This window comes from Comamonas odontotermitis (assembly GCF_040396735.1).
Classification (GTDB): Bacteria; Pseudomonadota; Gammaproteobacteria; order Burkholderiales; family Burkholderiaceae_C; genus Comamonas; species Comamonas odontotermitis_C.
In genome coordinates, this window is the sequence record NZ_JBEBNZ010000034.1 from 18,904 (window position 1) to 29,965 (window position 11,062).

General features: G+C 57.0%; 6 protein-coding genes. 4 read left to right on the top strand and 2 right to left on the bottom strand.

The annotated features are described in order from the left end of the window. Positions 1–3: 3 nt before the first annotated feature. Together ACH2DG_RS19000 and ACH2DG_RS19005 are read right to left on the bottom strand one after the other, a co-directional pair. Positions 4–696: a uracil-DNA glycosylase family protein gene (locus tag ACH2DG_RS19000; RefSeq protein ID WP_395028025.1), complete on the bottom strand. Its 693-nt coding sequence runs from the start codon at positions 694–696 to the stop codon at positions 4–6. A gap of 321 nt (positions 697–1,017) precedes the next feature. After that, positions 1,018–1,212, bottom strand: a complete 195-nt coding sequence (locus ACH2DG_RS19005) for a hypothetical protein (RefSeq protein WP_395028027.1) — start codon at positions 1,210–1,212, stop codon at positions 1,018–1,020. A 242-nt stretch (positions 1,213–1,454) separates the two neighbouring features. Between ACH2DG_RS19005 and ACH2DG_RS19010 the strand changes: the two genes are divergently transcribed. From ACH2DG_RS19010 to ACH2DG_RS19025, 4 genes are all read left to right on the top strand, one after another. After that, positions 1,455–1,874 (top strand): hypothetical protein, encoded by a 420-nt coding sequence (locus ACH2DG_RS19010; protein WP_395028028.1) that lies wholly within the window; start codon positions 1,455–1,457, stop codon positions 1,872–1,874. 40 nt (positions 1,875–1,914) lie between these two features. Next, positions 1,915–4,686, top strand: a complete 2,772-nt coding sequence (locus ACH2DG_RS19015; protein WP_395028030.1) for a hypothetical protein — start codon at positions 1,915–1,917, stop codon at positions 4,684–4,686. A gap of 618 nt (positions 4,687–5,304) precedes the next feature. Next, positions 5,305–7,833, top strand: coding sequence for a M14 family zinc carboxypeptidase (locus ACH2DG_RS19020; RefSeq protein ID WP_395028031.1), 2,529 nt, complete (start codon positions 5,305–5,307; stop codon positions 7,831–7,833). A 540-nt stretch (positions 7,834–8,373) separates the two neighbouring features. Next, positions 8,374–11,062 (top strand): DUF5979 domain-containing protein (locus ACH2DG_RS19025; RefSeq protein ID WP_395028032.1); only part of this gene is annotated, 2,689 nt, incomplete at its 3' end.

Sequence of the window (11,062 nt, forward strand, 5' to 3'; positions counted from 1 at the left end):
AGGTCACAGCAGTGATCGCACAGCTTGCCTCAATTCGGGCAGCAATTCCGATTCAAACCAGGGATTGCGGTTGAGCCAGCCGCTGTTGCGCCACGATGGATGGGGAAGCGGGATGCTGCGCGGTGTGAGAGCCGGATTGTCATAGACGCTGCGCCAATGCGCGACGGTGTCGTTCACCCCCAACCGGGCAAGCTCCCTGGGCGCGTTCAGGCGCTGCAAGTGCCAGCGTTGCGCATGGCCGCCAACCAGCAGCAACAAGCGCAGATCGGGCAATTGCGCCATCAACCGATCTCGCCAGGTGCGTGCGCATTCCGGCCGAGGCGGCAGATCACCTCCGTGGGCATCAAGACCTGGAAAACAGAATCCCATCGGCAGTATGGCAATACGGCGAGCGTCGTAGAAGGTGTTTTCGTCGACATCCAGCCACTGCCGAAGGCGCACACCAGATGGATCGGAAAAGGGGATGCCGCTTTCATGCGCACGTATGCCCGGTGCCTGCCCGGCAATGCAGATACGGGCTGAAGCGGATAGCTGGAAAACGGGGCGCGGTTCATGGTTCAGGGCACGGCCCTTGTCAGGATGCTCAATGCAGATCCTGCACGTGCGTATTTCCTCTGCAAGGGCATCCAGTGGAATAGTGCTTTGTGAGAAGGCATTCAAAGGAAGTGCCCCTGGTTGCATGTGCTGGAGTGTCAAGATCGCGCATCTCCATTCGTGCCGTCGGTGCTGCCGGCACCACGCCGATTCATCTCCGAAAGCCTCCCGCTCCAATGGCTGTCGGTATCTTCAAAGGCGTTTGGATGTTCGACCGTGCAGATCATGGCCTGATTATGAGGTCGAGGTTATCAAAGCTTGCACCGGGCGCTGGTATGACATGCGAGGTGTTGTCGCAATCTGCTCACGAAGGGACGAGGAACACCATTGTGTTTCCATGCTCCGCATTGGTGGTTGCGGGCTCAATTGCAAGGGATTGTCAATTTCGGCAGATCACTCCTTCCCGCGATAGAGCGCGCTTGCTTATGCCGGTATTCTGGTGCGAATTTGTAGCAGTTTGCGCCGGGCCAGAGAGAACACCCCCTCCCTCTCTTTTATTTCTTTGGCAGCTTCCTTAGCACCGGCTTTTTTCACGCCCCTGGCGAGCCCTTCTGTCGCCTCGTTTTCGCATCCGGGAACTTTTTCAAAGCAGGGCAGTCTGTTTGATTGTTCAATCACTGCGGTTCCCTTGCTTCATCGAGAGTTGAAGGAGGGATGACGATTGAATCGCTTGGACTGCTAACGAATACCAAGAAATTAGTAGTCGCCTCAAGTCTTCGGTACTCGCAATGGGGCTCCGATCCAGACGCTGAAAACGCGACTGACATGCTTCGGCATCCCAGAAGACCCAAGACACACCAACGCCAATCCAGTTGCTGAAATAGATTGGGCCCGATGAGGCCCGAGGCGCTTGCATTGCTATGGCGCAGCGTTATGGCTGGCCGCGTCTCCCCGACAACTCGGGTATTGGAGAGTACTCAGCCTGGATGAGCCGCGAAGGTGGTGCTGGTGACAAGAGGCTTGGGTGGGTCTTCGAGAGCCGGCAAACCCCTTGCGATATGAATCTCATACGCATGATTTTATTTGAAACAATATATTTCATAATAATCATTGTTGTTTCTTTCGTAGAGCATAATGATTTGAGAAATGTCAGTTTCAAACAAGGCTGGCCCATTGTTTTCAATGAATCTATCCGTCTTCAGACCCCGGACGTAGCAGTCAATGTGGTGAGCCCAGCGCATACGCATTTGTACGGCTCAAGCGGCTTGCCCAGATGGGGCGGGAGAGAAGGTTCATTGCAGATGCGGGACCCAACGACAACAGCAGCTACAGCTGCTTGAAGACGGAGTATCCGTTTTCAACACAGAAGGAATCTAGGCCATGGCGAACTTTGCGGCGCTGACTCATCCACTTCCCTTGCCAACCGGCGCACGCGCACGGATCGTTGCCACCTGTGCGGTATTGTTGGCGGCCACTGTTCCGTATGTTGCTGGCGCCACTGTCCTGTTCGACAACTACCGGGGGCGAGATAGCCTGCCTGCCGGTGCCACGCCCGTAGCTCCCAACTACGGCAACAACGACGGCACCAGAACGCTGTCGAATCTGATCAATCTCGCCAGCGGCGGCCCTCAGAATGTTGCCTCTTCGGGCAGGCTGGATGACCTGGACTGGTCAAGCAACGAACAGCAGCTGTGCAATACCCGTGTAGGCAATGCGCCATGCGCAAGCCAGATCCAGGGGCGTGTAGCTTATACGCTGGTGCGTTTTCCCACCGCTGGAACCTATACCTTCAAGGCTGCACACGATGATGATCTTCAGGTGGATTTTTCCACCAATTTCTCCGCAGCTTCGGCATCCAATTACCGCAACTTCGACTACAACGTGCCGGTTGGTGGGCTGAGCTCTTATACCAGTGAGACCTCCTTTCCCGACATTCCAGGCAATTTTGTTGCGTCGCAGGACAACAGCTGCTATGCCATGCGTGTCTACTGGAACAACAGAGGGGGGTTGAATTTCCTGCGCATGAAATGGGTGAAGCCGGGTGGTATTGAAGAGATCATCCCGGCGGCCAATCTGCTGGACCCATCAAAACCCGAATCCTATGCCAGCTGCGCCAATACCCTGGCCGACATTGGTGTGTCCAAGACTGGGCCTGCGCAGTTCACGCAAGGTGGCACGCTGAACTACGTCATCACGGTCTGGAACTACGGCCCGACGGAGGTGAGCGGTATTCCCATTGCCGATCTCTTGCCAGGCAACGTTACCCTGTTGAGCGGCCCCAGCTGCACGGCCTCCGGTTCCGCGCAATGCGGCAGCAGTTCGAACAACGGAAATGCCTGGGTGATGACGACGGGCCTGTTGCCAGTGAACACCACTGCGGGTGATCCATCTAGCGCGCCCACCCAGGGCAGCTATCTCACTTACCAATTTGCGGTAAGGGCTGCAGCCAATGCACTGAGCATCAAGAATACCGCGACCGTTGCGACCAACGACCTGAATCCGGACAACAACTCCAGTACCGTCATCAGCCAGAGCAGCGGGAAGGTGAGCGTAAGCAAGACGGGGCCAGCCAAGGTGGCGATGGGGCAGGCCTTTGACTACCAGTTCACTGTCAGCAATGGGCTGGGTGTGGCCGTGCCCAGCGCAGTGATTGCCGAACAGTTGCCTGCCAATATGCAAGCACTTTCAGTGAATGGTGCCAACTGTGGCGCGCTGCCGAGCGCTGCGGGTGCATTGCTCACCTGCAGGCTGCAATCGAGTATTGCTGCAGGAGGTACCGGCGCGTTCACGCTCCGAGCTGTTGCAACCAGCACAGGGGTGGTCACCAACTATGCGTCAACGGATCCAAGTGGTGGGTCATCGACCGGTACCCCGGGTGCCAGTTGCGATGCCTCTCGCTCCAGCTGCACCAGCGCCAAGACGGAGGTGGTGGCACCTGCGGTGGCAGTGAGCAAGAGTTTCTCGCCTGCGAGTATTGGCGCTGGTGGCTCCAGCCTGCTCACGATCACGGTGAGCAACGCCAACTCCAGCATCGACCTGCATTCGCTGAGTGTCACGGATGCCTTGCCTGCCAATGTCTTTGCAACAGGAAATCTGATCGGCAATACCTGCTTTGGCAGCCTGACGGCACCGGGCAACAGCCAATTGATGCTGTCTGGTGGCACTCTCGCAGCTGGCGCTTCCTGCCAATTGCGATGGATGGTGACTTCTTCTACGGTGGGTGCGCATGTGAACACCATTCCCGCTGGTGGTGTCACTTCCGCGGAGGGAGCTGTCAATACCGCCCAGGCCCAGGCCACTCTGAGCGTTCACACACCAGCCCACCCGGCCACCTCCAAAAAACTGTCTCTGGTGAACGGGGCATCGTACCAAGGGCAAAGGCTGCGCAATGGCGATGTGCTGGTGTATGACATCACAGTCACCAACTCTGGAGGCGCAGCCGCTACCACCGATCTGACCGAGACCGTGCCCAATGGAGCGACCTACACTGGTGTGGGCGAGGGTTGGAGTACCTCACCCGGATGCACCACCGAGGGCTCGACCTGCGAGCAAACCAACATCACCGTGGCACCCGGTGGCACCGTGACCAAGCAGTTCACCTTGACCATCACACCTCCGGTGTTGACGCCTACATTCATCAATACCGTTACCAGCTCCGTAGGTGATTGCAACGCCTGCACGGTTTCTTCGCCGGGCGTGTTCGCAGACATGGTGGCGACCGGGGCTGCTTCGCAGGAAGTGCAGAAGGGCTCCAATGTCACGGTAGTCACCAGCTGCACCAACCAGGGCCCGGACTATGGCGTCAATGCCACCTGTTCCGTAACAGGCGCTCCTGCGGGGGCTGCCACGGTATGTACGCCATCAGCCCCGGTGCCTCAGTTCCAGGTGGGCGCCGTGCTTACCTGCACCACCACATTCAAGGCAGAGCAGTCTGGCCCGGTGATGTTGGTGACTACTGCATATTCCGAAACCAGCGATCCGGAGGACGGTAACAACAAGGCCATCAGCGCTGTCACAGTGCTCGAAACTGATCCGACACCCGTGGATGGTGTAGCCCCCGTTCCCATGGATGCACGCTGGATGCTGGCTTTGATTTCGCTGGCCATTGCCGCAGTCGCCATGGCAGGCCTGCGTCGCTCTCGCCCAGATTGATGCCCCGCGAAGGGCCTGGCAGGCTTGGAAGGGCCCCGCCAGGCTTCTTCGTTTTACTGATTGCGCATTGATCCGGTGCAACTGGCGGGAGCGTTTTCGCGGAGTTCCATTCGCGCATGACAGTCTCGAAATCGGTCCCCAGGCGAACTCGCGTCGACTAGGGGCGGCTGATTGTTGTACTCCCCCACGAGAAAAAGGGCGGCTGGCAAGGACAGTTGATGCCAGCCTATTCATGCATTACTGCTGGCTCTGGGAATGCCCGGCTCTTCAATGTCTTCGCTGCAAAGCCATTCAGACTCATGTGAACCAGACACGCGCAAATATGGGCCTGCATATTTGGCCGAGTCGTCATGATCATGCAAAATTTGCATTTTCTGTGCCGTGATACTGCATATTTGATGAATACCTTTCCCGTTGCGCGCGTCTCGTTGCGGCGTTCCTTTTTTGAAATACCTGTATAAGGGCGGGTACGCACTTATACGTACTCCAATGGGAGGATCACGTCAACCTGAAATACCTTGGATTGACGAAATTTAAATTTTAAATATTCTTATGAATTGATTGAATATGAAGATGACATAGTTATTTCTCAATCCTGCACTCAAGGAAGGAAAACCCATGGCGCTCCAGCATCGAACAGTCCGATCGATACAACGTGTGACTGTGCTTATGGCGGCCCTGATGGCCTGTAATCTCGTGTCAGCCCATGGGGATTCTTTGGATGCCGATCAGGTGTACTCCATTGTCATTCCGTACTCCAGCGGGGCAGACTACAGAGCCATCACGCGGATTCTGGATCACGTCTACATGGATCAGGATGCGCGGACGGCTTCGGCAGAGGTGAGCGCAAGCGAGTTGGCGCAACTGAAGGCGCAGGGTTTGCAGGTTCAGATCAATGAAGCGGAAACAAAGCGTATCCAAGGATTTTTGGCAGAAAGTAATACGCCATCAACCAAAAGCATTACCAATGGCACCCATTCCTGCTACCGAACGGTTGGGCAGGTTTATAAAAATTTCGAAGAGTTGGCTGCCAAATATCCAAAATACGTGAGAGTAAAAACCCTCGGCAAGAGCTGGTCTGGGATGAAATATCAGGGTGCGGATGCGCCTGACGAGTCGACATCAACCTGGGCAAAGCTGCTGGCGAAGTACCTACCTGCAAGCTTCATCGAAAAACTGGATTTGAAATTATTTCCAGATGAGCCATACCCCATCAAGGTACTGGTGGTGGGTAATTTTGAAAAGCAGGATGCCCAAACGGAGAAACCCCCGAACATGGTCTGGACCGGAGGTATCCATGCGCGCGAGTATGCGCCGCAGGAAGTGGGCATGAAGTACCTTGAGTGGCTGCTTGCCAACTACGAGACAGACGCCAATGCCCACATGATGCTCGACACCAACCGGTATCACTTCATCGTACACAACCCTGATGGCCGATCGATTGCGGAACAACAAGGCAGCGCCACGCAGCGCAAGAATACGAACTACGAAACGGCGGCGTGCACCAAGGCAGCAGACAGAAGTGGCGTTGACTTGAATCGCAACTATCCGTTTGGGTGGCGAATCGGCGGCCCGGGCGGTTCGGATGACCAATGCAGCGAGACTTTCCGCGGAGCGGCACCGGTTTCCGAGCCAGAAACCAAGGTAGTACTGGACTATGTGCGTGGTACCTGGAATCAGGCTGCGTGCCGGTGGGAGGGGGGCGCACTGCCCGATGGCAGGCCAAAGAGCCAAGCCTATTGCAATGAACAGAACAAGGACAATGGAGGGGCTGGTGAGTTCGATTGGAAGACCGGCGCGGATGAAAGCTATGGTGGCGGTGTCTTTATCGACCTGCACTCATTCTCGCGCGCCATCCTTTGGTCCTGGGGTGTGATCCGCTCCGAAAATGACAACAACATTCAGACGCCAAACAATCTCGGTCTGGCGACCATCGCGCAGCGCATGGCCTATCACAACCACTACAACGCGCAACAGGTGCTTGGCTATGACACCGAAGGCACGACCAAGGATGCCATCTACGGCTATCTGGGAGCCCCATCCTATACGCTGGAGATGGGGCGCTCGTTCTACGAAAGCTGTACCAACTTCGACAAGGAGGTCTACCCTGAGAACTTCAACGGACTTCACTATCTCAGCCGCGTGCTGTACCGGCCCTATCAGTTGCCGCAGGGCCCCGATACGATCGACGTGAATATCGCTGCGGATGAAGTCACTGCAGGCTCCATGGCCGCGATCACCGCCTTGGTGGACGACAATCGTTACCGTTACTCAAAGCCTGGGCAGCCCGACATCCCTGCGCCTCCGGAACCAGTCATCAAGCGAATTACGTCGGCCATGGCGTACGTGGACAAGCTCCCATGGGAGGCGGGAGCGAAGGGCATACCTCTTGAGCTGTTGGCATCGGACAAGGCGCAGGCAGGTTTTGAAAGTGCAACGAAAATCGCGTCGGGCAACATTGACACGACGGGTCTCGCGGCAGGGCGCCATCTTGTCTATGTACAAGGCACAACCGAAAACGGCCAGGTCGGCTCTGTATCTGCAGCGTTCTTGAATATCAAGGCGGCGCCTGTGGAAGAAGATGTCGTACTGATCGACACGCCATTGACGTCATCGGAAGCCGGTGTTCCAGGCATCAAGCTGAATGTGACGTCCACGGCACAGTGCACTGGTGTGCTCTCCTCGCTTGGCGCTGCACCTCGTGAACTGCTGCCTGCCGGAATGGGGGCTGCTACGGGCCTCGTGTCTTTCACTCTGAGCAACTGCAGCAAGGCAGGCCTGACTGCCAAAGTTACCTTGACGCTGCCGTCAGCGGTACCTCCGGGCGCCAAGTTGCTCAAGATCACGAAGAACCCTGATGGGCAGAAAACGGCTGTTGAAATTGCCTCGGCAACCATTGCTGGCAATACCGTCAGCTACCTCATCACAGACGGAGATGCGCTTGATGAAGATGGGCAGGTGAATGCTGCCATCGTGGATCCGGTTGTTGTGGCGGCCCCGGCTGCGGTCCTTCCCGGAACGCCGGCGTCCATTCCTGCCAACCAACCATTGGCGTTGTTGCTGGCTTCTGCATTGATCGGCTGGATTGTCGTGCAGATTCAGCGACGCAGATCCTTGGGTGCATCTGCGTCTGATCGCAAGGCTTGAGGCCGTACCGGGCTGAAGCCGGGCTGTGTTGGCACCGGCCCGGGTTCTTTGAGCTTGCTGGAGCGATAGGGGGGTACATTGGGTCGAAGATTCGCGCGATGTTGCCGAGCACATCGACCTGGGACGGCTCCCTGGTGCAGGGTGCGGCTTGGACTTCACCGAATGGAAGAAAACCTCTGTTGTCCAACTGTCCCAGTCCTGTCCGCTTTGTGCCTGACGCAGGTGGTGGGCTTCCAGTGCAGCAGCGACTGGAAATGCGAGCATCATCAGCGCACCGGCAAGACTTGTGAGGCGATGTTCTCTTTCGTTGGAGATGCCAGGTGCGGCGCGAGTATGGGCTCGGTACCTTTGCCACGTAAGGCCAGTCCTCTTCGGCTCTTTGGTGTAGCTGGGCTTAGATCTGTGGTGCGTTGCGGCAGTACAGCAAACATGTAAACAATTGTCGCTATATAGAGGTGGTGGAGGAATGTTCGTAGGCGAGTGATTACTTGTTCTAGATGATCCAGTAGGATTGATTGAACAAATCTCATTAAGCACGCCATGAAAATTACTCAGCTCTTGAGCGCCTTGACGCAGGCAAAGAGCGCCATCTCGGCAGCCTTCGCTGTTTGCTTTGGACTCCTGTTGTTTGCGCCGGCAGCAAGTTTTGCGCAGTCGGCCGATTTGCAATTGACCAAGAGCGGGCCTTCTTCGGCTACCGGTGGAGGTACATTCACCTATACGCTGGTGATGGACAACAATGGCCCCAATGCCAGCAATGGTGCCACGTTCATCGATACGCTTCCTGCCGGTGTCAGTAACGTCGCGATGTCCTGTGTCAGCGCCAGTGCGGGCGCGCAGTGCCCGACCAATCTTTCGGTCAGCAACACCTCGGTATCCGGCACCTTGCCGGTTTTCCCCAACCAGGCCAAGGTAACGATTGAGGTCACCGGTAATTTTCCTGCGACGGGTCCCACTTCATTGACCAACACGGCGACCATCACCGTCCCCGCCGGCGTGAGCGACCCCAAGCCTGATTCCAATACCAGTGCCGTCAGCACATCGATGTCCTATGTGGTCGATCTGTCGGTCATAAAGACACAGAGTCCGGCGGCCTACACCTCGGGTGTACCGGTTACCTATACGGTCACGATTGCCAATAGCGGCCCGGCGGCGGCCGATGGTGCGCGCATCAGCGATTTCCTGCGCAGCTACGCAACGGGCAACTACACCAACCTGGTTGCAACCTTCGTCAGTTGCACGGCTGGTGGTGGGGCCCAGTGTCCGGCGAATTCGGCTTTTTCCAATTATTCGGGAGTTGGCGCGTACGATAACTATCTGTATTCGACCACGGTACCAAGGCTGCCTGCCAACGGCTCGCTGACGATCGTGTACACCTTGCTGCCAACGGACACAGTGGCACCTTGCGGAACGGGAAATGGCGATATCCAGAACTTCGCGTTTGTCTCGCCCCCGTCTGGTGTCACGGATTCAAACTCCAATAACAATGCATCGTCGGTCGCACTGCTCAAACCGGCAGCTCCCGCTTGTCCGCAGGTCGATCTATCGGTCATAAAGACGCAGAGCCCGGCGACTTACACTTCGGGTGTGCCGGTCACCTATACCGTCACGGTGAGCAATGCCGGCCCCAACGCAGCAAACGGTGCGACGATCAGGGACTTCATGCGGACCTATGGATCCGGCAACTACACCAACCTGGTGGCGAACTTTGTCAGCTGCACGGCAGCCGGCGGCGCGCAATGCCCCGCGAATTCGGCTTTTCAAAATTATTCGGGCGTAGGCGCTTACGATAATTATCTGTACTCGACGACCATCCCCCAGTTTCCTGCAGGTGGTTCGCTCACAATCGTCTACACGATGACGCCGACCGACGTTGCTGCGCCTTGCGGCACGGGCAACGGTGATATCCAGAATTTTGCGTTCATCACCGCGCCAGCAGGTACCACCGATTCCAACTCTAACAATGATGCGAGTTCCGTGGCACTGCTTAAGCCAGCTGCTGCGGCCTGTCCGCAAGCGGATCTGTCGGTCACCAAAACGCAGAGTCCGGAAAACTATGTGTCCGGCGCACCCGTTACCTACACCATCACATTCAACAACGCAGGTCCGAGCGCCGCGAACGGCACGTCGATCAGCGATTTTTTGCGTGGTTACGGCCAGGGAAATGCGACCAATCTGGTGGCCTCCTTTGTGAGCTGCACTCCTGGCGGTGGTGCGCAGTGCCCCGCGAATTCTGCGTTCCATAACTATTCGGGTGTGGGCGCCTATGACAATTACCTGTACTCCACGACAGTGCCGCAATTGCCTTCCGGGGGATCGCTGACGATCATCTATACATTGATTGCAACGGATATCGCTGCGCCCTGCAGTAGCGGTGCAGGCGATATCCAGAATTTTGCCTCTATAACGCCGCCAACCGGAGTCACGGATCCGGAGGGAAGCAATAACAACCGATCGGTTGCACTGTTGATGAGCTGTGCAGATGTCTCGGTCAACAAATCGGTTGCGCCGGTTACCACGGTGAGCGGTGGCGCGGTGACATACACGATCGATGTGGCCAGCGCGGGTCCGGCCGATACCAACAACGTCGCGTTCAGTGATCCGCTGCCAGTTGGCTTCAATTACGGCAGTGCCAGCTGTTCCACGCTGACGGCGCCTGCCACCTGTGGTTCTGTGAATTTCGACAGCGGCACCCGCACCGTGAGCAGCACCATTGCTTCGATCGGCAACCAAGGCGCAGTACGCTTTCTGATCACAGGTACGGCGGGCTCAATACCCGGCACTTATCCGAACACGGCCTATGCTGTGGTGGCGCCTGGCGTGGTTGACCCGATCCAATCTTCCAACAGCAGTACGGTGAACCTGCAGATTGTGCCGAGCAGTACACTGACCGTAGTCAAGACAGTCAGCGGTGGGCCAGCGGCTGGCTTGCCAGCAGCAATGACCTTCACCGGCGTGATCACCTGCGGTGCGCAGGCGCCGCAGAACTGGTCCGTCACCGTGGCCGCAGGAGCTACCACCGGAACCGCCCCTGCACTGCGGTTCATCGATGGTGATACCTGCAGCATCACCGAAAATACGCCGCCCACTGCGCCGGCCGGGTATACATGGTCTGGTGCGCCAAGCATCAGTCCCAACCCGACCACGGCCATCGGTCCTTCGGCGGCGCTCACCATCAATGTGACCAATACACTGCAAGCCACTACGAGTACGCTGACTGTGGTGAAGA